The organism is Alistipes indistinctus YIT 12060 (assembly GCF_025144995.1).
Classification (GTDB): domain Bacteria; phylum Bacteroidota; class Bacteroidia; order Bacteroidales; family Rikenellaceae; genus Alistipes_A; species Alistipes_A indistinctus.
The window spans coordinates 129,672-153,093 of record NZ_CP102250.1 but is presented as its reverse complement, the minus strand read 5'-3'; the positions used below and the strand labels follow the sequence as shown (position 1 = coordinate 153,093).

At 49.5% G+C, this 23,422-nt stretch carries 20 protein-coding genes and 1 tRNA gene; 12 read left to right on the top strand and 9 right to left on the bottom strand.

Going from position 1 to position 23,422, the window contains the following annotated elements; all coding sequences use genetic code 11:
• Window positions 1-123: 123 nt before the first annotated feature.
• From NQ495_RS00635 to NQ495_RS00600, 8 genes are read left to right on the top strand one after another with little or no spacing between them, the layout of a single operon-like run.
• On the top strand, window positions 124-2,130 hold the full coding sequence (locus NQ495_RS00635; protein WP_009134929.1) for a hypothetical protein: 2,007 nt from the start codon (window positions 124-126) through the stop codon (window positions 2,128-2,130).
• Window positions 2,131-2,132: 2 nt separating this feature from the next.
• On the top strand, window positions 2,133-6,773 hold the full coding sequence (locus NQ495_RS00630; RefSeq protein ID WP_009134930.1) for a pyocin knob domain-containing protein: 4,641 nt from the start codon (window positions 2,133-2,135) through the stop codon (window positions 6,771-6,773).
• A gap of 4 nt (window positions 6,774-6,777) precedes the next feature.
• On the top strand, window positions 6,778-7,965 hold the full coding sequence (locus tag NQ495_RS00625) for a hypothetical protein (RefSeq protein WP_009134931.1): 1,188 nt from the start codon (window positions 6,778-6,780) through the stop codon (window positions 7,963-7,965).
• 30 nt (window positions 7,966-7,995) lie between these two features.
• On the top strand, window positions 7,996-8,322 hold the full coding sequence (locus tag NQ495_RS00620) for a hypothetical protein (protein WP_009134932.1): 327 nt from the start codon (window positions 7,996-7,998) through the stop codon (window positions 8,320-8,322).
• Window positions 8,323-8,340: 18 nt separating this feature from the next.
• Window positions 8,341-8,559, top strand: coding sequence for a hypothetical protein (locus NQ495_RS00615; protein WP_009134933.1), 219 nt, complete (start codon window positions 8,341-8,343; stop codon window positions 8,557-8,559).
• On the top strand, window positions 8,556-8,972 hold the full coding sequence (locus NQ495_RS00610; protein WP_009134934.1) for a hypothetical protein: 417 nt from the start codon (window positions 8,556-8,558) through the stop codon (window positions 8,970-8,972). Before NQ495_RS00615 ends, NQ495_RS00610 begins: the two co-directional genes overlap by 4 nt.
• 53 nt (window positions 8,973-9,025) lie before the next feature.
• Complete coding sequence (locus tag NQ495_RS00605; RefSeq protein WP_009134935.1) at window positions 9,026-9,391, top strand: hypothetical protein; 366 nt, start codon at window positions 9,026-9,028, stop codon at window positions 9,389-9,391.
• Window positions 9,384-9,800 (top strand): hypothetical protein, encoded by a 417-nt coding sequence (locus NQ495_RS00600; RefSeq protein ID WP_009134936.1) that lies wholly within the window; start codon window positions 9,384-9,386, stop codon window positions 9,798-9,800. The genes NQ495_RS00605 and NQ495_RS00600 overlap by 8 nt, the downstream gene beginning before the upstream one ends.
• Window positions 9,801-9,861: 61 nt before the next feature.
• Here NQ495_RS00600 and NQ495_RS00595 read toward each other — a convergent pair whose 3' ends face one another.
• Entirely contained in the window at window positions 9,862-10,467 is a 606-nt protein-coding gene (locus NQ495_RS00595) for a hypothetical protein (protein ID WP_009134937.1), read from the bottom strand.
• A 177-nt stretch (window positions 10,468-10,644) separates the two neighbouring features.
• Here NQ495_RS00595 and NQ495_RS00590 point away from each other — a divergent pair, with 177 nt between their 5' ends.
• The gene (locus NQ495_RS00590; protein WP_009134938.1) at window positions 10,645-11,115 is read left to right on the top strand and encodes a DUF6808 domain-containing protein; all 471 of its coding nucleotides are present in this window, start codon (window positions 10,645-10,647) and stop codon (window positions 11,113-11,115) included.
• A gap of 109 nt (window positions 11,116-11,224) precedes the next feature.
• Here NQ495_RS00590 and NQ495_RS00585 read toward each other — a convergent pair.
• The 8 genes from NQ495_RS00585 to mtaB all read right to left on the bottom strand — a co-directional run bounded on the left by NQ495_RS00585 (window position 11,225) and on the right by mtaB (window position 19,815).
• A tRNA-Leu gene (locus NQ495_RS00585) sits at window positions 11,225-11,310 on the bottom strand.
• A 154-nt stretch (window positions 11,311-11,464) separates the two neighbouring features.
• Entirely contained in the window at window positions 11,465-13,075 is a 1,611-nt protein-coding gene (locus NQ495_RS00580) for a beta-N-acetylhexosaminidase (RefSeq protein WP_009134939.1), read from the bottom strand.
• Between the two features lie 29 nt (window positions 13,076-13,104).
• The gene (gene floA, locus NQ495_RS00575) at window positions 13,105-14,076 is read right to left on the bottom strand and encodes a flotillin-like protein FloA (protein ID WP_009134940.1); all 972 of its coding nucleotides are present in this window, start codon (window positions 14,074-14,076) and stop codon (window positions 13,105-13,107) included.
• 12 nt (window positions 14,077-14,088) lie between these two features.
• Complete coding sequence (locus tag NQ495_RS00570; protein ID WP_009134941.1) at window positions 14,089-14,583, bottom strand: NfeD family protein; 495 nt, start codon at window positions 14,581-14,583, stop codon at window positions 14,089-14,091.
• A gap of 60 nt (window positions 14,584-14,643) precedes the next feature.
• Window positions 14,644-16,218: a hypothetical protein gene (locus tag NQ495_RS00565; RefSeq protein ID WP_009134942.1), complete on the bottom strand. Its 1,575-nt coding sequence runs from the start codon at window positions 16,216-16,218 to the stop codon at window positions 14,644-14,646.
• An 8-nt stretch (window positions 16,219-16,226) separates the two neighbouring features.
• Window positions 16,227-17,675, bottom strand: a complete 1,449-nt coding sequence (locus NQ495_RS00560) for a TrkH family potassium uptake protein (protein ID WP_009134943.1) — start codon at window positions 17,673-17,675, stop codon at window positions 16,227-16,229.
• Between the two features lie 14 nt (window positions 17,676-17,689).
• Window positions 17,690-18,448: an MCP four helix bundle domain-containing protein gene (locus NQ495_RS00555; protein WP_009134944.1), complete on the bottom strand. Its 759-nt coding sequence runs from the start codon at window positions 18,446-18,448 to the stop codon at window positions 17,690-17,692.
• 62 nt (window positions 18,449-18,510) lie between these two features.
• On the bottom strand, window positions 18,511-19,815 hold the full coding sequence (gene mtaB / locus NQ495_RS00550) for a tRNA (N(6)-L-threonylcarbamoyladenosine(37)-C(2))-methylthiotransferase MtaB (protein WP_040294778.1): 1,305 nt from the start codon (window positions 19,813-19,815) through the stop codon (window positions 18,511-18,513).
• A gap of 92 nt (window positions 19,816-19,907) precedes the next feature.
• Between mtaB and NQ495_RS00545 the strand changes: the two genes are divergently transcribed.
• The 3 genes from NQ495_RS00545 to NQ495_RS00535 are packed head-to-tail and all read left to right on the top strand — an operon-like array spanning window position 19,908 to window position 23,414.
• Window positions 19,908-20,741, top strand: a complete 834-nt coding sequence (locus NQ495_RS00545) for a metal ABC transporter permease (RefSeq protein ID WP_009134946.1) — start codon at window positions 19,908-19,910, stop codon at window positions 20,739-20,741.
• Window positions 20,738-22,216 (top strand): LptF/LptG family permease, encoded by a 1,479-nt coding sequence (locus tag NQ495_RS00540; RefSeq protein WP_009134947.1) that lies wholly within the window; start codon window positions 20,738-20,740, stop codon window positions 22,214-22,216. Before NQ495_RS00545 ends, NQ495_RS00540 begins: the two co-directional genes overlap by 4 nt.
• Window positions 22,191-23,414 carry a bifunctional 3,4-dihydroxy-2-butanone-4-phosphate synthase/GTP cyclohydrolase II gene (locus NQ495_RS00535; RefSeq protein WP_009134948.1) on the top strand — a complete coding sequence of 408 codons (1,224 nt, stop codon included), beginning with the start codon at window positions 22,191-22,193 and terminating at the stop codon, window positions 23,412-23,414. Before NQ495_RS00540 ends, NQ495_RS00535 begins: the two co-directional genes overlap by 26 nt.
• Window positions 23,415-23,422: the final 8 nt, after the last annotated feature.

The following is a 23,422-nucleotide window of genomic DNA, read 5'->3' as shown; positions in this document are numbered from 1 at the left end:
AGACCTGTATCTTCTTCCAAATGAGGCTAACATCAAAAAGAACATTCAGCCGACCAGGATGACCCGGCATGAAGCCGATTTTTTCCGGTCTTGTGGATATAACGTTTACGAAGGACATATCAAATGAGCATCATAGGTAGCATATTTGTCCGCCTCGGACTGAAATCGGATGAGTTCAGCAAGGGTATCAAGCAAAGCGAGGGTCAATTATCCTCTTTCAAAGGTGTTGTAGGGAAAATAGGCGGGGCTATTGCCGGGGCATTTGCAGTCAATAAGATCGTACAATTCACCAAAGAGGCGTACAAGCTGGCCGGGCAGGCTCAGGGGGTTTACAATGCTTTCTCAAGGCTCAATAGACCGGGCCTGCTAAATGACCTAAAAGAAGCCACCCGAGGGACTACCGATGAGCTCAAATTGATGCAAACGGCAGTTCAGGCCAACAATTTCAAAATCCCCCTCGATCAACTCGCAACGTATCTAAAATTCGCTACCAACCGGGCAATTGAAACGGGAGAGAGTGTTGATTATCTTGTAAACTCTCTTGTTCTTGGAATTGGCCGAAAGTCTCCTTTAATCTTAGACAACCTGAGCATTTCTACGGTACGACTGCGGGAAGAGCTTGCAAAAACAGGTGATATGGCTAAAGCCGTAGGCAATATCATCGAAGAAGAAATGAAAAAAGGCGGGGATGCTATCGAAACTTCGGCGGTAAAAACACAGAAATTAGGAGCGGCTTGGAAAGATTTTATGGTATCGGTTGGCAATACCGCCCCCATAAAACACACTTTTAATTTTATATCTGATTTATTTAGTGATTTTTTCACAGGTTGGAGCACTATATTAAAATCAAATATATCTGGATGGAAAAAATTATGGGCCATCAACCCTTTTGCTGTTGATAACGTTCTGAGAGAAGCACAAGCAAATATTGATCAAACAGCGTCAGGGATAAAATTCGCCATCGAGAAAGCGCAACACGATTTAGCGGGAATGCAATCTACTGATGAGGCGCGAATGTATTTAATGACCATCATCCCGGCGGAGCGAGGACTTAAAACAGCTGATGAGGTAAGGGCCTATGCTAATACCATCAAGGAGTGGATTAAATCCAAAGAACAAGAAAAAAAAGCGCAGGAACAAACAGAAAACAGCATTAAGGCTCAAATCGCAGCCCTTGAAGAATTACGAGCAGAGGAGGCTAATCCTGCAAAAAGGGCGGCATACACAAGTGAGATAGAATCCCTCAAAAAGAGATTGGAATTGATGACCTCTACCAATACAGTGGTCAAAGGCTCCATCGACTACATCAACCAACAAATCGAAGCTCAGGAAAAACTGTATAACTCTACTAATATACAGTCTGTTCGCGATATGGCCGCCGCTAAGAAAAAGGAATTAGAGGCCGCCAAAGCATTACTTGAGATTACCGAAAAAGATAAGCAAAAGAGGGATGAAGCTCTGAAAGGCGATATTGCATCCGGATATTCGACCCAAGGAATGGGAGGGTCTTTTTGGTTAAAAAGAGTAGAAGAAAAAAACAAACTGGAGAAAAATTTAGCGTCTTATTCATTTGATCCAACATTATATAAAGATAAGATACAGCAATTCAAAGAACAGGCCGCAGAAGTGGATCAAGTCGCTAACTCTATCCATCAAACAATAACCAACACAATGGTTAGCAGCTTTCAGGCTCTTGCTGACGGATTGGCTGGAATATCTGACATGGACGCAGGACAGGCAATAGCAAGCCTGCTTAAACCTCTGGCAGATACGGCTATTACAGCCGGAACAATTATTATGACTACAGGCGAAGCAATTGAGAGCTTAAAAAAGTCATTATTTGGTTTTAATGGTATTAGTGCTATAGCCGCTGGAGCTATCTTGGTTGGTATTGGTGTGGCTGCACGAGCTGGTCTGTCTGCGATAGCATCATCAGGAGGCAATTCAGGAAGTTCAAGCTATTCCCCTAATACGTCTTTCTCCGGTGGCAGCAGTTATTCCGGAGCATCAAGTCAATATGGCTATGCGTCCTACAGGGCTCAATCTGTTGACGTTAATGTTACCGGGCGTATATCCGGTCAAGATATTGTTTTGGCAAGCGACAAGTACCTGAAAAACAAATCCCGATAAATATGTACGGTTTATTTGCATACAAGGAAATAACCGCCTTAAGAACGAAGCATGTTTACCGGCTTGAAATCTATAAAAAAGATTTCTCCGGAACCGCTATGGAGCTTGAAGAGTTTAGCAGCTCTCCTTTCTCCATTACTCTGGAAGGGGAAGGGGATGAAATATACCGCCCTATCATTAAAAGTTACCTGAGTATTAATATTATTGATAAAGATCAATTCGATTATACTCAATTTTTCACTTCTGACGCTTTCGGTTTCCGTGTTTTCCTTTTACGGAATGGTGTGCGCCTATGGAGCGGCTACATTACGCCGGACAGTTTCGGGCAGGATTTGCAATACCGCTCTACCATAAACTTAGTAGCCAGGGATAATATAGGATACCTTTCAGAGATAGACTACGATTGGTTTGATTACGACTTTGTGTCTATTGAACAGCTATTAACCAAGGCTTTCGACAAAATCCAAGCTCAATTTAGCTTAGATAATCGAGTAAATATTTTTTCAGGGAACAAACCAATAACTGATGCCTATATTCAAACCGTAGGACTTAAAGATAAAACTTGGTTTGAGGTTCTTGAAGAAGTGCTATCCGGTTGTGGGCTCCAGCTCAGATACATCAATGACAACTACACGCTACACGACATAGCGAATGAGGTTGAATTAGGCGGGAACTACACTCCCACATTTATCGATAGGTCACAGCGGGTTGATTTTTCCCCGGCTTGGCGTGAAGAACAGTTGGAGCAGGATTATTTGAAGATAGATAATTTCTTCAATAAAATGCCGAATAAAGATAAATATGAATTTATCAAATTAAACAACAAGGATTTTTCTCGTCCGGGTGAACGGCTATATACTATTCAAGGATGGAATCAGAGTGAAGCCAATGCATCCAATGGAATACTATTTAATAACCCAGACGAATTATATTACAACACATCATTTAATCAAGATACAGGGACTTATATTTTTGATAAGATTCCTAATACGTCTATGCTTATAAATTCCGATAATAAAACGGAATACCCTAATTCAAGCATAAGTACATCATTTATATGTAAAAAGTCAAGTACCCCCTTACATATAAACATAGATGCATTCAACGAATTGTTTGAAGTAGAATATTACGAAGGAATAGGGCATGTCATTTCTCGCCATTACGGATTTAACTATAACACATATCATCTTAATTTTTATTGCAATATATTCCTAAAAAAAGAGGATGGATCAACCTTAATATGCAAGAATAACACATGGGAGCCGTATGACAGTAGCAATCAAGATTATCGTATTGAGCTAAATTTACCTGAGACACCTGACCCCTTAACGGCTGAATCTTTCCAAGAGGATAAAACACAGTTGGATATAGTCGTTAAAAGCATTCCAGAAAATGGCGATCTTATTTTTACTATCTACAGGTGGGGAACGTCATACACCGGGACATTGCTTGGTTCATTCGCTATGCGAATCGACAATATCAAGATGTACTTTAAGGATGAGAAAGAAGACATTAGCGGCCAGGAATCCAAAATAACTATAAACGAATCCAATAACGTAAAACAATCATTCGATTTCAAATATGGTCAAATTCCCGATAGTAGTGGGGGATACCTTGCTTTTGCAGGAGGGCTTCATGACAATGACGATTACCACACACCGTTAACAGATTGGTATAGGTCTGCATTTCCGGAAAACAAATACAATCTTTTGGAGCTTGTTGGACGTGGTTTGGCCCATCACGGCAAAAAAGCCCGGAAGATTATGACCGGAACAATTCTTTTTGACGGTCAGGATTTTTCCAAAATTCTCGTTATCGATAATGAGAAGTATGTTATCAACGGTGGGACATACGATGTAACCAAAGAGACCCTGACAGGCGAATTTATCGAAGTGGAACCATATTCCACCGACGATTACGTAATAACAGGAGGTGCTGTTTCAGGCGGATCGTCCAATATCAGTACAGGAGGGAATAGGGATACTCTTTTATGGACCGATAATGCAGCGAATACCAAGAGGGTAAATGAGCTTGGTGTGGCCACCTCGGACGATTTGGCTGGTTCTAATCTGTTAATTGACAACCCCGAGTGGAGTGAAGCCAAAAGGATTAGCGCCGATATGTTGGATGATAAATTCTATTGGGATAAATCACTAGACACTACAGAGGACAAATCAGACAAGGATAGTTGGATTATTCGTACTAAACATTCCATTGTCTCCGACAAAGGCATCAGCGCTTACGGCCTGGGTTCCACCTCCGGGGGCGGTGCATCCGGTTCCCTCGGAGAGTTGGTCAACGTCGGGCAGTGGGCCGACGAGGTACCTGCCGCCGACCGGGTGATGGTACAACTGGCCGGGGCTACACATTGGTCTGCAAAGCCGCTCGCCGATCTGGTCGGTCTCGATACTGCGGCCCTTGCACAATACCTGACCGCAAACAGCTACCTCAAGGCAAGCGATATTTCAAGTTATCTGACCTGGGCCAACCTTTCCGGCAAGCCTACGGTTTACCCGACGAGTTGGGAATTAGTGACGGGCCGGCCAACGAAACTCTCCGATCTAACCGATGACGTTGTAGCGGGCAACTATCTGCCTAAGCCAACATGGGATGCCGTATTCGAAGTGGTCACGGTGGACGGCACGCCAGTGCTGAAAGTCAAGTACGATATTCTCGGGCTCAAAGGAATCACAGCCTATGCGGACGGCTCCCTCTCCGGCGGGTTCTCCGGTGCGTTGGTCGATCTGGTGGACGTAGCAGTGACTAATCTTGCCTCCGGGGACATTCTCAAGTACAACGGGACGCATTTTGTAAACGTGCCGGTCTCGTCCATCGCCGGGGCTTCGTCGTGGGATCAGATCACCGGAAAACCGGAGTATTACCCGACCCGGTGGGCGGACGTGTCCGGTGCACCTACATCTCTTCCGGCCTCTGACGTATACCCGTGGGCTAAAGCGGCCTCGAAGCCAAGCTATGTGTGGTCAGAGATCGGGTCGAGGCCGACGAAGTTGTCACAGTTTACCAATGATCTGATTCCCGCGTGGGCATTGTCAACGAACAAGCCGACCTATACCGCCGCCGAAGTCGGGGCTCTGGCTTTGAGCGGGGGTGTTCTGGCAGGCGATGTTTATCTCGGCGGAGGTTTAGCAATCCGGGATAACACTGCAAGCCATTCCAACGTGATCGGCCTGTTAAATACGGGTGACGGGACATTCTTTACCGCCGTCGGTTCAGGAAACAGAAGAATGGTGCTTTATTCATCTGTCGATCTTTACCGGGATAATGGCAGTACGCAGTATAGAATCTACGATTCCAGCAACTTCAATCCCTCGTCCAAGCTGGATAAGTCCGTTTGGGATGAAGCCTTCGAGCTAAAAACGGTAAACGGTGTGCGGGTGATCTCGGCAAAGCTGGACTTTCTCAGCGTTGCAGGCATCAGCGCTTATGCTACCGGCCCATCTTCGGGCGGCGGTGGCGGCGGATTGGATTACGACCTGCTCAAACAGGCCCTGACCGGCGCGATCACCCCGGACGGTTATCCGTTCACGATCTCCGCTTCGTTTCTCGGAGCCATCGACAAAACTTATTTGACTGGAAAGCTGGCGAATACTTATGCGGACAAAGTGCACACTCACCTGTGGGCTGATATTACCGACCGACCTACGGCACTTCCTGCTAACGGAGGCAATGCCGACACGGTGGACAATTTGCATGCCTCGTCTTTCGCCCAAATCAAAAGTTACAACTTTCCCAGCGGCGGGGTAAACAACATTACGGACTTAGATTTCACCGGGAATATACAGGCGCATTTCCCGGGTGCTGAATACTCCTGTATCTGGCAGGGAAAGGATTACCAAGGTACGATTTTGCAACTCAAGTTGCGGGACTATGCCGGAAAGCAATCTATGATGTATCGGGGTAGTCTTACAAAAACATGGAGGACGGTTTGGGATTCCGGCAACTTCAATCCGGATGATAAGTTCGGGTTCAGTGCCGATCAGTTATCAGATTTGAACAATGCCCCGAACAATGCCTTTTTCGTCGGAGCTTATAATGCTACAAACTCACCTGTCCAAAATAGTTGGTCTAACGGGTTTACTATTGCTTACGGCAATAACACTGATTTCAGAAAACAGTTTTGCTATGCAGGTGAAAAGTGGTGGACAAGAGGAAGAGATGGTGTGAATTGGGGAACTTGGAGACAAATTTGGGATTCCGGCAATTTCAATCCGGACAATTACCTGCCGTTGTCAGGTAATAAAATGATTACGGGAGACTTCCAATTTAAAGACGGAGTTTCTGTAAGGGATGCTGCCGGTAGGAGCGTTGTTGGGTTACTTGATGTAGCCGGTGACGGCGTGTGCGTAGTCGTTGGAAATAGTGCCAAGAAAACCCGCATTGTAACTCCCAACGACACCCCAGTGTATAGGAATGATGGTAAAGGTGCGTATAGAATCTACGATTCCAGCAATTCTAACATTTCGACCGTTGACTGGGCCGCGAAGAACATTACCGCTGCCGGTACCGTCACTGCCACCAAGCTCGTACTTGGCGGAATAACCATCGACGTATACAACGGCGCGCTGCGCGTGAACGGAAACCTTGTCGCTACGGGCGGCGTAACCTCATTAGCAACAGCATAAGAATATGGCACTCGGAAAAACGAATATTTCAATAGACCTCGTGCGCCGCACGATCGGATCGTCGAAAACAGACGTAGGAGGGCTTTGCCTGGAGGATAAGGTAAACATGTTCTCCTACTACAAACCCATCGATTCGCAGGCTCAGTCTACCGATCCGAATACGGACTGGCCTTCCAACATCAAGCAGAATTTCGGGATCAACATCCCGGAACTCACTTTGCCCGTGGATACGGCTTTGAACTGGACGCGGGACAAACCCGTCGGCGGACGGCTCAGTCCGTACAGGTTGACCGATTTCGGGGGGTACGAGCATAATGCACGGCCCTGCCTTTCATCGGGTTGCATGGGAACCGTCAGCGTCAATATGTCTGATGTAGGTTATACCACCCGCACATTCACCTTCGAGCAGATCCCAGCAAGCAGCAAGACGAATGTTTCGGCGCTGAACATGAAAGGGATTCAATACTATTACTGGGGTTTTGCCTTGCTTACCTCATTGACCGCTACCGAGGGTAAATTAATCACTTGCGACAAGACCATCGGCGAGGGCGGCAATAGTATTACCGTGGACTTCTTCGAAATCGGAGCAGGAACGCACCACAAATACATGCTTTTCGTGCTGAGCAAAGTGAAAGCCACGGGAGGATTCGGGGAGGCCGACAACATTAACGATCTGAACGCTGAACCGCTGGTGGTGTACCACAACAGCACGTTCATAAATCCGGTTCCGCTCAATATCTTCAACTCGATCCTGATTTCAGCCAAGATGACCGGGATAAATACCGACGGTGCAAAATACACTTTCTATCCGTTCAGCAACTTTACATCCTCTCCGTTGCTGTTCCACGGTACTCAGTATGCGTATGTCAAGGTGACGATCACCAATATTGCAGAACACGAAGTAAGATACACCACGCTGCAAGAAGTAGAGGTAGTATCATTCTGGGGGACGGTCGAAAAAGGGACGCCCCTCGTATTGGATGCCACAACAGGAAACAGGGTTTCGATGATTGTTTTGGCTGCCGGGGAAAGCCGGGACTATGTGCTGGAAATCGAGCAATTCGCATGGCATAACGGGGACTTTCAGTTGGACAATTATCCGACCGGCGTCGTGAACTCATACATCAAACTCGGATTCGGCGAACTGCTCGACCAGACCGGAACCTTCCAGATACAGGCAAGGAACATCTAATTTGTTATCAACCAATAAAATCTTTCAATTATGTCAACAGTAAATGCAATTATCAACGAGAACAAGATCACCGCACAAACGATTCAGCGGCTTATCAAGGCAAGCGTAGGTTCGGCCGAAGTTTCGGCGGAGGTAACGATGACCAATGCCGTGGTCGCTTCCTACACGGGCGGCCAGATCACCGAGAACGGAGAAGTCAAAGCGTCGTTCAACCAGTACGCGGACGGCAAGATGCAGATCAGCGCGGATGTGGAGTACTTCTCGCAGGCGCAGGCGATCCTCACTCCGTTCATGCAGAAGATGGACGCCATCGCGCTGACGATGACCGAACAGCCTGAATCAGTAATCGAAGCGTAACCCTAAAAACTCAAAAAGATGAAAAAGATTATCAATTACTTCCGACAGAAAAGAGACGCGCGGTTCCTCAAACGTGTACAGCGCGCATTGGCAACAGGGGCCAACTTGAGAATCAATGGCGAGTTGAGTGTCGCAGGGAACACTAAGGCGTTTGACAACGTCAAAACTACCGAATGGATCACACGTCCTATTCCGCCGGCAACTTCAATCCTGCAACCAAAAATTAATCAGCAATGAAAAAGATCGAACTTGTGGCACTGACCCAGCTTTTGGGCAAAATCAGTTCCGGCAGCATTTCTCACGATGAGCGCAAAGGGTTGCTCGAGGTGATGAAGGTTGCCAAATACAACCTCGAAATGCGCGATGAGAAGATGCGCACGGCGATGAAGAAGTACGGAATCGAGATCGACCCGAACACCGGAAGGATTGCCGAAGGTAACGACAAGACGGCTGTCGCTTCATTCCTCGACGATATGAACAAGGTGGACACGTCGGATGTCGAACTCAAGCCGTTTCTTTCGGAGGCCGGGGCCGATGCGCTCTGGGAGGAAAACAAACTCACCACCTCCGAGCGCATGATGCTCGATGAGCTGGTGAAGCAGCCCGAGCCGGAAGCTCCGGAGAAACCGGCGGCCAAAACGAAAAAGTAACAGGGCGCCGGGCCCGTTGACGGGCCCGGCCAATAAAAAACAACAACGCAGGTATGGATTGGACAACAATTATCGTAACTGTCCTTACGGTACTAATCAGCAACGGGGGATTGGTTACCTTAGTTACGCTTAAAGAGAAAAAAACAGCGGCTTTTCTGGATAACGTAACCAAGTTGATCGATCAGTGGCAAGAAATAGCCGAAGAGCGTAAACAACGAGTAAAAGAACTCAAGGACGACTTGGAATCTAAAGACAAAAAGATTGAAGAGGTTATTCGAGACCGGTCAGGAGTTCGGGACGATTTGGATCACACCCGAACATCTGAGGCTGTTGCTAAAATACTCAGATGCGATAATACAAGTTGCCTTGATCGCAAACCTCCATTCGGAAGTAACGATAAACTGATTTCAAATGAGTAACGCAAGAGGCATTCGCAACAACAATCCCGGCAATATCCGCAAAGACGGATCGGTGTGGCGGGGAGAGGTGGCCGGGCCGGATAAAAGTTTCAAGACCTTCGAAACGATGGCCTGGGGCATTCGTGCAATCTACCACCTGCTCAATAATTATCGCCTTCTGTACGGTTGTGACACTATCGAGAAGATGATCCGGCGGTGGGCACCTCCCGAAGACGGGAACGATACGGAGAGTTACATTTCCACGGTGTCGAACTTTTCCGGAGTGCCGCGCACCAGTCGCCTGACGACGACCAATCGTTCGGTGATGGAGCCTATTGTGCGCGCGATGATTAAAGTCGAAACAGGGACGACAGTTTCTGCCGCAGAATATAACCAGGCGTGGGAACTGTTTATCAAGTATAAAAAGTAGTCCGAACCGGGAATTCCCGGTTCGGACCTAACTAAGTTAACCAAGAAAACTATATAAGTTATTATTTCTGTAGAGTGGGATCATGTTTATCCACATCCTCCACAGCAATATTTTTTTCTTGAAAATACTTATCTCTCACTAAAACACCGATCATACTTCCATAATAAGCAATTGGATGCCCGGCGTTAAATGCAAAGGTTTTAAACTTAGAAACATCTTCCGGATTGAAAAACTTCTCAATAGATACCGATGCTGTCTCTATGCAGAATTGCTGGATATCGTAAGCGTTCTTTGACTTAGTATTATCTTGAATATAGGTACTGATATGCTCCCAGTTGTCAGCTATCATACCGGCAACTCCCATTTCTTCAGCCACTTTTTTCCCTTTCTCGCTTAATCCGATTGGGCTATGGGATTGAGTGAGAGGGTTTGCATTTGCCTGGAGAATGTTTATCATTCCTTTGATATAACTGATATCCGACCGAATTGAATCGATATTTGATTCAACTTTATCTACAGTTGATTTTGATCCTTCCATATTACAAGTCCATTTTGTGATGAATCGTGTAATGTAATGAATCAACCATCCTGCCAAGATCATGAAACTTAAAATAAATGCAAATGAACCTACTGGGGTTGAGAGTACTTCTCTGACAAGCTGCCACATAACGCATTGAATTTTAGGTTTGGCTCACAAATATCGTGCTTTAAACTTTAAAACACAAGTTTTAATTTAATCCTAATATAGTAAATTTTATTATACAATGTATGAAAAACGCATAAAAATTCCATTGGATAACGATCGTAGAAAGGGAATATTGTATTACCAAACACAAAGTACAACATGAAAAACGCCATTATAGTTTTAGTCCTGATCTTAGCCTCTTTTCTCGTTGGCCGGTTAACAAAGAATTTCGACCCGGTTAAGATCGTACAGTACGATACTTTGCCGCCAGTCGTGCGTCTCGACACGATCAGAGATACGGTGCCGGTACCGAAATACGTGCATATCGTTCGGTATGACACCATCCACGATACTGCAGACGGGAAACCTATTCACCTTCCCATTCCGATCGGTCGTTACCTGTTTACCGACGATTCGACCTATCGTATGGAGGTAGAGGGCTACAATGTGCAGGCAAACAGTATCGAAGTCTATCCCCGGACGGTTACACAAACCGTTATCCAGCGGGTCGGGGTTCCCGGCAGGCCGAAACGCTGGGGGATCGGCGTGAGCGCAGGGGCAGCTTTAACGCCAGAGGGAGTGAAGCCGTATTTGGGGGTGGGGGTGCAGTATAATCTGATCGTATTTTAGGGCATCATACATAGACGTTAAAGTAAAAGGGAATCATATCGATTCCCTTTTTTGCTCCCTAATCAACTCCCCATACAGTCACAACGAGCTGATAATCAAAATACATTTGTACTCGGAACGGGAATCGAACCCGTACGGACATCACTGCCCAAGGGATTTTAAGTCCCTCGTGTCTACCTATTCCACCATCCGAGCAACCTGATGCCGCTCCTTATTGACCGGAACGGACGTGCAAATATAGTCGGATTCAGCGATTATGCCAAATTGCATCGAAAATAACCTCATTTCACAGAGGTGAAACTCCTTCTTTATGGTTTTCACCCGACAGACACCAACTCATCCCGGAGATCTACTCCGGAGGAGTCGCACCCTGGTCGGGTCCCCAAGGTTCGGGACGGCGGGCCGGATCGAAAGGATCGTAATAATAGATCCCCAATCGGTCGAGATCGTGCAGATAAACCGGTAATTTTTTCAGGAATCGGTTATAGTTTTTCTGATCCGGATCGGCCCACGCCACCTCGGCGGCAGCCACCAAACGGGGGAAAGTCATGTAATCGAGGCGTCGTTCGTCTGCAATCCGTTCCGTCCACATATTAGCCTGCAAGCCAAGAATCTGTCCTTCCCGGCCTTTCCACATCGGGGCAAGCGTATCGGTGAACCGGAAAACCGATTCCAACGTCGTATAGGCATCGTGACGGCCGTAGATATGTTTCGGATGCTCAACAAAATCAAAGTAGAGAGGCAGGCGGGGAGTAAGCAGAATCCGGTAGCCGCCATCCAACGCCTTACGCAATTGGGCCGGTTTGTCGTGACGCCACCACATCACAACTGCCTTATCGGGTGAGATTCCCGCATCGACGATCTCATCCCATGCAATCACCGTTTTGCCTTTGGAAACAATGGAATCGACCATACGACGCATGAAATAGTGCTCAAGTTCCACTTCGTCGGCAAGGCCCTTTTCCCGGATGAAGGCCTGAATCTGCGGGTCGGTAAACCAGACCTGATTGCCGTAGTGCACCTCATCCCCGCCGATATGGATATAAGGGGAAGGGAACAAGGCTGCAACTTCGGTCAATATGTTACTGAGAAATTGGTAAGTCTCTTCCTTTGCGGGATTAAACGTAAAATCTTTCCAACGCCCTTTACCGCCGGACGAGATTTCAGGATACGCACGACCCGCCGCACAGGCATGTCCCGGCATGTCGATTTCCGGAACCACCATGATGTTGCGATCGGCAGCATACCGGATCACTTCACGAATCTCCTCCTGCGTATAGAATTGCGGTGCAGTGGTCGAATCTTCCCATACGCCCCGTGCACCGACCGTGGTCAGTTTCGGATAACGTTTGATCTCGATACGCCAACCCGGCTCGTCGGTCAGATGCCAATGAAAGACGTTCAATTTCAATTCGGCCATCCGGTCAAGCACCTGAAACACTTTCTGTTTACCGAAGAAATGACGGGATTCGTCCAGCATAAACCCGCGCCATCCCATCCGGGGGGCATCTTCAATCCTGCATGCGGGGATAGTGCCGTGATTGTACCGAATCAATTGCAACAACGACTGTTTCCCGTAAAAAAGTCCCGGCAGCGCCGATGCCGTCACTGTAATTCGATCCGGTGTCACAACGAGCGTATATCCTTCACGGGGAATCGATACCGTAGAATCAAGAACCAGATCGATCGCGCCTTTTTTACGAGTCGCAGAGGTCCGAAATTGTTTCAATTCATTGCGTATCTCGGATACAAAAGCGGGGTCTTTCACTCCCTGTGTCTCGATCCGCACAGCAGATGTGCACATGAAAACGCCCTCGCCGAAACCCACCTTCCCCGGAGTCGGGAAAACGGGCAACTCCTCTTGCAGAACCGGCTCGTTTTGCGAAGGAACAGCCGCATACAGGGCGAAAGCCGCAAATATCGAGAACAGGCCTGCAACCGTGCAGGTAACTCTGAACATAAGCAATAGGGTTAGAAGTGGGTTAGGCGCTATTTTTTATCCGTCTTGACAATCCCTTCGCGCATACGGGTATCGGCCTGGATATTCTGCAATTTGTAATAGTCCATAATCCCGAGGTTTCCCGAACGGAACGCTTCGGCAATAGCCATCGGAATCTCGGCTTCGGCCAGAATCACCTTGGCACGCGCCTCCTGGGCTTTCGCTTTCATCTCCTGCTCCATCGCTACGGCCATCGCCCGTTTCTCTTCGGCTTTGGCCTGCGCGATATTCTTGTCGGCATTGGCCTGATCCATCTGCAACACGGCACCGATATTCTTGCCTACGTCGATATCGGCGATGTCGATCGACAGGATTTCAAACGCCGTTCCCGCGTCGAGTCCTTTTTCCAACACGACACGTGAAATAAAATCAGGGTTTTCCAACACGGTTTTGTGCGAAGCGGACGAACCGATCGACGAAACGATACCTTCGCCGACGCGTGCCAGCACGGTATCTTCACCGGCTCCGCCGACCAGTTGTTTGATATTGGCCCGCACAGTCACACGCGCCTTGGCAATAAGCTGAATCCCGTCCTTGGCAACGGCTGCCACGGGGGGAGTATTGATCACTTTCGGATTAACGGACATTTGAACAGCCTCGGCCACATTACGACCGGCCAGATCGATAGCGGCAGCCATCTTGAAATCGAGTGCGATATTGGCTTTCTGCGCCGAAATCAACGCGGTTACCACATTCGGCACATTCCCGCCCGCGAGAAAGTGGGCTTCGAGATCATTGGCCTGCAAATGCAAACCGGCCTTCGTCCCGGCGATCAACTGATTCACGATCACCGAAGGAGGCACCTTGCGGAAACGCATCAGCACCAGTTGCAACAGGCTGATCCGTACGCCGGACACCAATGCAGAGAACCACAGCCCGATAGGAATGAAATAGAAAACAAACCACAATAAGATCAGCGCGACAAACGCGATAATGATCAATAAACCGATACCTCCGCTCATAAAATTCGTTATTTAAATTTGGTTGATAGATTCTTGCTGTTTGTGATGCACAGCCCTGACGATCACGACCGTATTCTCGAAACCGATCACTTCCACGCTTTGGCGGGGATTGATATAGCCATCGATCGTTTTAGCCTCCGCCGTGACCTCTCCTACACGCACTTTGCCCATCGGTGCCAGGCGCGTCAGCGTGGTACCGGTCTGGCCGACCAGGATATTATTTTGCTGGGGGGTGGGGGTAGACGTGGAATCGATCGTGGCTTTCAGCGACAGGCGTTGCCAGGTATTCGCCCGCAGCGAAATAAAAACTGCCAGTACCGAAAGCAATACGGCTGCGGTCAGCGTCACCAGACCGATCAATACCCCGTACTGAATGAAAGCATAGAAAATCGCAGCTCCGAATGCGAGCAACGATCCGATCCCTGCTACGCTGATACCGGGCAACAGCACCAGTTCGGCCACCAACAGCAGCACGCCAATCAAAACAAGAATCAGGATCAGCCACATAAATTTATTGATCGTCGGGATACAGGAACGATTACAAGATAGCTATTTTCTGCGTAAAAACTAATTTTTCAACTCCAGTACTTTCGCCGTAACGCCGTCGACCGCACCAAGTAACTCCGCCAACCGTTCAGCCGATTCACGATCACCGAACGAACCGACCGTATAGATATATCCGCCGTCCGGAGCAGAAGCACGCGAAACCTCCTTATCCTGCGCCACCGATGAGAGAATCTCTTTCACGCCTGCGCTCATCTCTTCGCCTTCGCCGCCGATCTCCACACGGTAAAATACCTCCTGCTGATCGGATGAAGCCGCTGAGGCCGAAGCTGCCTCTTCACCCAACGACTCGAAAATCCCGTCACGCCACACGACGATTTGCGGTTTGCGGAAACCCAGCTTCGTCAACTGCTCCACGGCAGCCTGTGCCTCGGGAAGTTCCCGGAACGCACCGGCATAGTAACTGTACCTGCCATCCTCCTGCTTCTCATAACACAACGGCGAAACATTGCGGAAAATCGATACGGGCTGCGTCCGGATAAAATTACCCACCTGCACCTTATACACCGTCCCATATTTGAACACTTCATTTTGCGGAATCGGGTGCGAAGAATTATATTTCGCCGGCGACGTCACTTCGATATTACCGTATTCGATAAAATTGCGCGGTGTAGGATCGACCGGAGGCAGGTTGTAATCCAAAACATCCACCTCTTTCAGAACTTTCGCCAACGAATCGCGGGCCTGGGTATATCCTAAAATACCGGCAAGCGCCATTTCGTAAGAGAGCACCAATTTCTTGCGCAACGGATAACCGTATACCACAGCCGAAGCAACCTGATCACGGGCCGAAGCAATCCGTTGGTTCGTTTCGCGGAACTGCTTTTCGAAATCATCCAGCAATTCGCTCTTATTCATCTTATCCAACAGATAATTGTAAGCATATACCTTGTTGTCATAGATATAGTTCCACACATGAGCGAGCGAATCGGCCAGAACGTCATTGATTCCTTTGATTGTCTGCAACTTGGAATAAGCCTCTTCGGCTTCCGGGCGGGGTGCGGTCGAATAGGTCGCCGCGAGTTCCTCCATCTGCCGGTAATTATCCAGGAACGTATTGATCAACACGGGCGGAACGACCTCTTTTTCCTGGGAGCGGCATAATGAACTGTAATCGTTCGGGGAAAGATGCGCCTTGAAATAGTCGTTGAAAACCAGATTCGGAACCTGCTTTTTCAGGCTATCCTCCGCCACAGTCACAGCAGGAGACTGAGGTGCCGTCACAGGAAGGGCCGGAGCATCCATATGCTCCAACACATACTCTTGCTCGATGACATTGATCGAGTTGCCCACTTCGCCGATCCGGTTACGAATATCGAACAGTTCTCCTTCCAGGCGCAAAATCTCCTGCCCGTATTTCTCGCGTTCGGCAGTCGCCGCAGCGAACAGTTTACGAGTTTGGGAAATCACGTTCATCACCGAATCCTCCCGCTGATGCAGTTGTTTTTCCTGCAACAGCAACGCCATATATTTAGAATTTCCCTCCAACCCGGCTACGCGTGCCGATACCTGCCCCCAACCGCATATCGGGAGCAAGGCTACAACCAAGGTCAGCAGAATTCGTTTACACTTCGACATATTCCAGGTTATTTCCACCATTTGATCAAAAACAGTTGTATAAATCCGAACAGTTCCAGACGTCCCAGCAACATCAGTACCGTACAAATAAATTTCACCCCGGCGGGCAGCATATGGTAATTATCCAGCGATCCGACCTCACCCAGTCCCGGCCCGACATTCCCCATACTGGCAATTGTAACACCGAAACTGGTCATCAGGTCGACCCCGAACATAGTAATGATAATTACCCCGGCTACCACAAACATGATATAAAAAAATATGAATAGAACAGCCCGGTTGACAATATTGTTGTCCTGGATCATCCCGTTCATTTTGACCCGGATGATCGCATTGGGATGCTGGAGCTGCAAAATTTGCGCCTTGATCGCCTTAAACGACAATAAAACGCGGTCGCATTTGATCCCGCCCGCAGTAGAACCCGCACAGGCGCACTGCATCGAAAACAGGATAATCATCATAATCGCCAAACCGGGCCAGACGGAAGAATCAGCCGTTGCAAACCCGGTAGTGGACGCCACCGAGACGATCTGGAACAATCCGTAACGCAATGACATCAAGAAAGTGGGGTAGGTATCATCGGCCCACAGGGCAAAAGCCGTCACCAACCCGCCTACCAGCAATGACAATAGGTAATAACGGCTCACCTCCGAACGGAAGACATTATTTCCTTTCCCTGTCAATGTCGCGAAAATCAATCCGAAATGCAATCCGGACACTGCCATGAAAAGCGTGATGATAATCTCGATCCAAACGTTGTTATAGTAGGCAATACTGAGGTTTTTCGTACTGAATCCGCCCGTGGCGATCGTCGAAAAGGAGTTGTTCACCGCATCGAACCAATCCATGCCGGCAATGCGCAACAACACGGTCTGTACGAACGTCAGTCCGACATACACGACCAGCAGGATATGCAGAATCTTCTGGGTCTTATAGCGGTAATTATCCTTGGCCATCGATGAAAGCTCCATATGCGAAAGTTTCATCTTGTTCTGTGCTCCCGAAGCCGGCAGTACGACCAATGCGAACATCACGACACCCACACCGCCCAGCCAGTGTGTAGCCGAACGCCAGAACATCATGCCGTTGGGCAGTGCTTCCACATCGTTCAGGATCGTGGAACCGGTCGTCGTATAACCCGACACGCTTTCGAACCAGGCGTTAATCAGGCTGAATTCACCGCCCCAAAGCATATAAGGCATCATTCCGGCCATGCAGGCTGCCAACCACGATCCCACCACGATCCCATAACCCTCCTTGGTACTGATCTGCTCGCCTTTCGGTACGAAAATCAGCGGGAAAACACCCAACACAGATGTCAGCAGAAAACTCAGCAGCAACGGATAGAAACCCGTATCGAAATTGTTGAACAACGAAATACACGCCGACAACAGCATGAACCCCGCATTCAACAGGAGCATCAACCCCATATATCTCAGCACTACGTTCAACCGCATAACCTGCCTCCGCGTTATTCGCTTTTTTTGTTTTTCAACAGGCCGATCAGAGCCTCGATATACTCTTTGAGTTTATGCACCTCATCGCGTCCCTCCATCGTGATCTTGAACGGAATCTTGGAATTGAGGTAATTGTGCAGCCCTTCGGTAATTTTCAGCACAGGCCTTACATAATACAGATCGATGAAATAGGAGAACATCACGATAATGATGATCGCTATAGCCAACGCTATAATTCCCGGCATAATCGCCCGGTAAGCGTTGCTTTCGAGTTGGGCGGTTTTGGCATCCATCACGCTCTGCGACGACACCATAAAGTTTTTGATCGAAGCCGTCAGGTCATAATAGGATGTTTTATAAACGCCCACAAACCAATTCATATCGCTGCGCCCGGTCTTCGCGCGGTTGTCGAAAAAATTATTGATTACGCCGGTATACTGCACGTTGGCCGCATAGATCGAGTCAAGCCCCCGCAGGTCGCGGATGGAAATCTTGGCCTCGCGGATGGCCGCATCGAACTTGGCACGTCCTGCGAACAACAACGAATCATACTCCGCACTGCCCGTTACCATTATCTGCAGCAGCGCCGTATTCTGATCCTGCACGGCATCGAGCATCTCCTTCGAGAGCTCCATATTTTTCAGGCTGGCATCTAGCATGTTACGCGTCGAATTGCTCAGTTTATTCAGTTCGAAATAGGACATCAGCCCCGAGAAAAAAAGCAACAGTCCGAGCGCGAAAAACCCAAGCCTAATTTTTTGCCTGATTCCCATAATCGCTTTAATTTGTTTGATTCAGCTAGAACAAATATACAATTTTTGACGACGATTCGCCATCATTCACTGAGAATAGTTGCCTGCGCTACGCCATCCGCATCCAAAGCCCCGAGCCGGACACGCGTAATCGTATTGATCCGTTCGCGGTCGAAAGGCGTCCGCACCTTGATATAATTCTCGGTAAAGCCGAACATATCCCCGCCGCGGCGGGTGCTTTCCCAAAGCACTTTGGCTTCACGGCCCTGCTGCGCGGCACAAAAACTGCGATAAAGCCGCGATGACAATTCGCCGAGGCGCTGTACCCGGTGCGCCGCGACATCCGGCGCCACTTTCCCGTCCATCTCCGCCGCCGGGGTATTCGGGCGGACAGAGTAGGGGAATACGTGCAGGAAAGCCGGACGAATCTCCTCGAGAAACCGGCAGGTGACCTCAAAATCCTCATCCGTTTCACCGGGAAAGCCGACAATCACATCGATTCCGAAAAAAACGCCGGGAATTTGCGCCCTGACCGCCCCGATCCGTTCGGCAAACCGTGCGGTGTTGTACCGCCGCCGCATCAATGCCAGAATCCGGTCGCACCCGCTTTGCAACGGCACATGAAAATGCGGTTGGAACTTATCCGAACCGGCAGTGAAGGCTATTACTTCATCGGTCAGCAGGTTAGGTTCGATCGACGAAATCCGGTAACGGTCGATTCCTCCGACGGCGTCCAGCGCACGCAGCAGATCGACGAACGATTCCCCGGTAGTGCGGCCGAAATCACCCACGTTAATCCCGGTCAGCACGATCTCGCGCTGTCCTTTGGCTGCGATCGCTTCGGCCTCACGCACCAGATCGGCCACCGGCAGGTTGCGGCTCGCACCGCGCGCCAACGGAATCGTACAATAACTGCAATGATAATCACAGCCGTCCTGCACCTTGAGAAACGAGCGTGTCCGGTCGCCAGTTGAAAAAGCAGCGAAAAACCCGGTCAACTCCCCGGCCTCGCAAGTATGTACGGTAGCACCCCGTTTGGCACCCAGTGCAGCAACACGTTCAAAAATAGTTCCCTTATCGTTGTTGCCGACCACCAGATCTACCCCTTCGATAGCGGCCAATTCCTGCGGTTTGAGTTGGGCATAACAGCCCGTTACCACGACAACCGCCCCGGGATTTTCTTTGATCAGACGACGTACGATATTCCGACACTTCTTATCGGCATGCTCCGTTACCGAGCAACTGTTAATCACGTAGATGTCGGCCCTCTCGCCACGGACGGCACGCACGAATCCTCCCTGTTCGAAAGCGCGGGCGATCGTGGAGGTTTCGGAGAAGTTAAGTTTGCAGCCGAGCGTATAAAACCCGACTTTTTTCACAGGAGACATCTTGGAATCGTTTTTGAAGCGGACGACAAATGTACAAAAATACACTTATTATTTCGCGAAAAACCCGTAGTTTTGTAACTCTTATTCCGGCTATGGACTTTATCGGAGAAATTTTCCAATACAAATTCCTCACCCATGCGGCGTTGGCCTGTTTGCTCTGCGGAGTGGCCTGCGGCATGATCGGCACCTATGTGGTCTGCCGGAGGCTCGTATTCCTCAGCGGTGGCATCACGCACGCATCGTTCGGGGGGATTGGTATGGCCTATTACTTCGGGGCCAACCCGTTACTGGGGGCGTTGCTGTTCGCCGTTCTGTCCGCACTGGGCATCGAAACGTTCACCGCCCGGAAACAGATCCGTGAAGATTCGGCTATCGGGTTGCTCTGGTCGCTGGGTATGGCCATCGGCATTATCTTCATCTACCTGACACCGGGCTATGCCCCGAACCTGATGAGTTTCCTTTTCGGCAATATCCTGAGCGTCACCGGGACTGACATCTTCTGGATGGGAGTCGTCGACCTGGCCATACTGCTGATATTCGGAACGATGTACCATCCTATCCTGTTCGTCGCATTCGACCGGGAATACGCCCGGAGCCAGAACTTCCCCACACGGACGATCAGCTACCTGATGGCCACATTGGTAGCCGTCACGATCGTCATTTCGATCCGCGTCGTAGGGATCGTCCTGCTGATCTCGCTATTGACCATCCCTGCGGTGATCGGCAACCTGATTTCCAAATCGTTCGGACGGATACTCCTCTACGGATCGGTTATCGCCGCACTGAGCGCATTCGCCGGCCTCTATATCAGTTACCAGACCAACATACCTTCGGGCGCATCCACAATATTTGTGCTGACCGTTACGCTTATTGCCGTAAAAACGATTACCTTTGTTCGTCTCAAGCGCAGAATGAAGACCCGATGAAAACCGTCCACAAACTCGTATTGAAATCGTATCTGGGCCCGATGATCCTCACGTTCTTCATCGTGATGTTCGTGCTGATCATGCAGTTCATGTGGCGTTACATCGACGAATTGGTGGGCAAGGGTCTCGACATGAGCGTGATCGGCGAATTGATGTTCTGGGCCGCCATGACGCTGATCCCGATGGGACTGCCGCTGGCCACGTTGTTGGCCGCGATTATGACGCTGGGAAATCTCGGTGAAAACTACGAACTGCTGGCGCTCAAATCAGCGGGTATTTCGCTGCCGCGCATTCTCCGCCCGCTGATTATTGTAGTAGGTGCGATCTCTATCGGCAGTTTCTTCGTCGCCAACAACCTGGTGCCGCATGCGACCAAGAAAATCTATGCGTTGCTGTATGACATTCGCCAGCAGAAACAGTCGATCGAATTCAAGGACGGTATCTTTTTCAACGGAATCGACAACATGAGTATACGTGTCGGCGAACAGAACCCCAAAACCAAGCTGCTCACCGACATCCTGATCTATGATACGCGCAATCCGGACGGGGACATGACTACTACGGTAGCCGACTCGGGGTACATCACCCTGTCGGATGACAAGAAATACCTGCTCGTCACCCTCTACAACGGTGAGACTTACGAAGAATCGCGTAACTACACCTGGTTTGATAACAGCACGTTGCGCCACCATATTTTCGATGTGCAGAACGGCGTGATTCCGTTGGCCGGATTCGATTTCGAACGCAGCGACATGTCGCTGTTCAACAGCAGCCAAACCAAGAATACGCGCGAACTGATGATCGGGATCGACTCGTTAGAGCAGGTCAGCAAAGAGACGGCCGCCGCGTCGTTCAAGCCGCTGATCGAATCGCAAATCTTCACGCACGACAACACGATTCTTTCGGACAGCATTCCCCGGCCCACCCACCAAAAAGCTTTCGCCGTCCTGGACACAATGCAAAAAATGAGCGTACAGCAAAGGAAAGAGCTCTACGAACGGGCTATTTCGCAGGCCCGTTCCGCACAGGGATCGTTCTCTTTCGACGAAACCACCTCGAAAGACGCGCTGGCGCAGCTCTACAAATACAAAGTCGAATGGCACCGCAAACTCTCGCTGCCCGTTTCGATCATGATCTTCTTCCTGATCGGCGCACCGTTGGGTGCGATTATCCGCAAAGGTGGCCTGGGTATGCCGATCGTCGTTTCGGTATCGTTCTTCGTGATCTATTACATCATTACGATTACAGGTGAAAAAATGGCCAAAGAGGGTACCTGGGGCTCGTTTGCAGGCATGTGGATCGCCACATTCATCCTGCTGCCCATTTCGGTTTACCTGACCTACAAGGCCACCAACGACTCCAACCTGTTCAATGCCGAATGGTACACGCAGCGCTACAAAAAACTAAAAGCATTTTTCAATCACATATTCGCCATAAAACGGAAAAACCATGACAAAACAGAGTGTGCTCAATAGTGTCGAAGAGGTACTCGAGGATATCCGCCAAGGGAAAGTCGTAATCGTCGTCGACGACGAAGACCGTGAAAACGAAGGCGACTTCATCGTCGCTGCGGAAAAGATCACGCCCGAAATCGTCAACTTCATGCTGCACAACGGACGCGGGGTGATGTGCGCACCACTGACCGAAGACCGTTGCAAGGAGTTGGAACTGGACATGCAGGTGGCCGACAATACGTCGCTGCTGGGCACGCCGTTCACCGTTTCGATCGACCTGCTCGGCGAAGGATGTACGACCGGAGTCAGCGCGCACGACCGCGCCGCAACGATCCGCGCATTGGTCGATCCGAAGACCAAGCCGTCTGACCTGGGGCGTCCGGGACATATTTTCCCGCTCCGGGCCCGTAACCGGGGAGTGCTGCGCCGCCCAGGACATACCGAAGCGGTCGTCGACCTGACGCGCATGGCCGGACTGCAAACCGGCGGGGCACTGATCGAGATCATGAACGAGGACGGCACGATGGCACGTATGCCGGACCTGCTGGAAATCGCAAAAAAATTCGACCTGAAAATCATATCGATCGCCGATATCATCGCTTACCGCCTGCGCAACGAATCGATCGTGGAACGGGGGGAAACGGTCGACATGCCCACGCAGTGGGGCCATTTCAGGCTGATTCCGTTCCGCCAGAAAAGCAACGGGCTGGAACACGTAGCGATGATAAAGGGCGAATGGAAAGAAGGGGAGCCTATACTGGTACGCGTCCATTCGTCCTGCGTTACCGGCGACATTTTCGGATCATACCGCTGCGATTGCGGCAACCAGCTGCACGAATCGATGCGCATGATCGAAAAAGAGGGCAAAGGTGCAGTCGTGTACCTGATCCAGGAGGGCCGGGGTATCGGCCTGCTGAACAAAATGAAGGCATACAAGTTGCAGGAGGAGGGCTATGACACGGTCGAGGCGAACCTCAAACTCGGTTTCAAAGCCGACGAACGCGATTACGGGGTAGGAGCCAGCATCCTGCGCGAAATCGGCGTGACGAATATGCGACTGTTGACGAACAACCCACAGAAACGGGCCGGATTGGAAGGTTACGGTCTGCGGATCGTCGAAAACGTACCGATCGTTATCCCGCCCAACGAGTACAACGAGAAGTATCTCGAAACCAAGGAAACGCTGATGGGACATAAACTCGGCCTGTTCAAGCATTAAACACACAC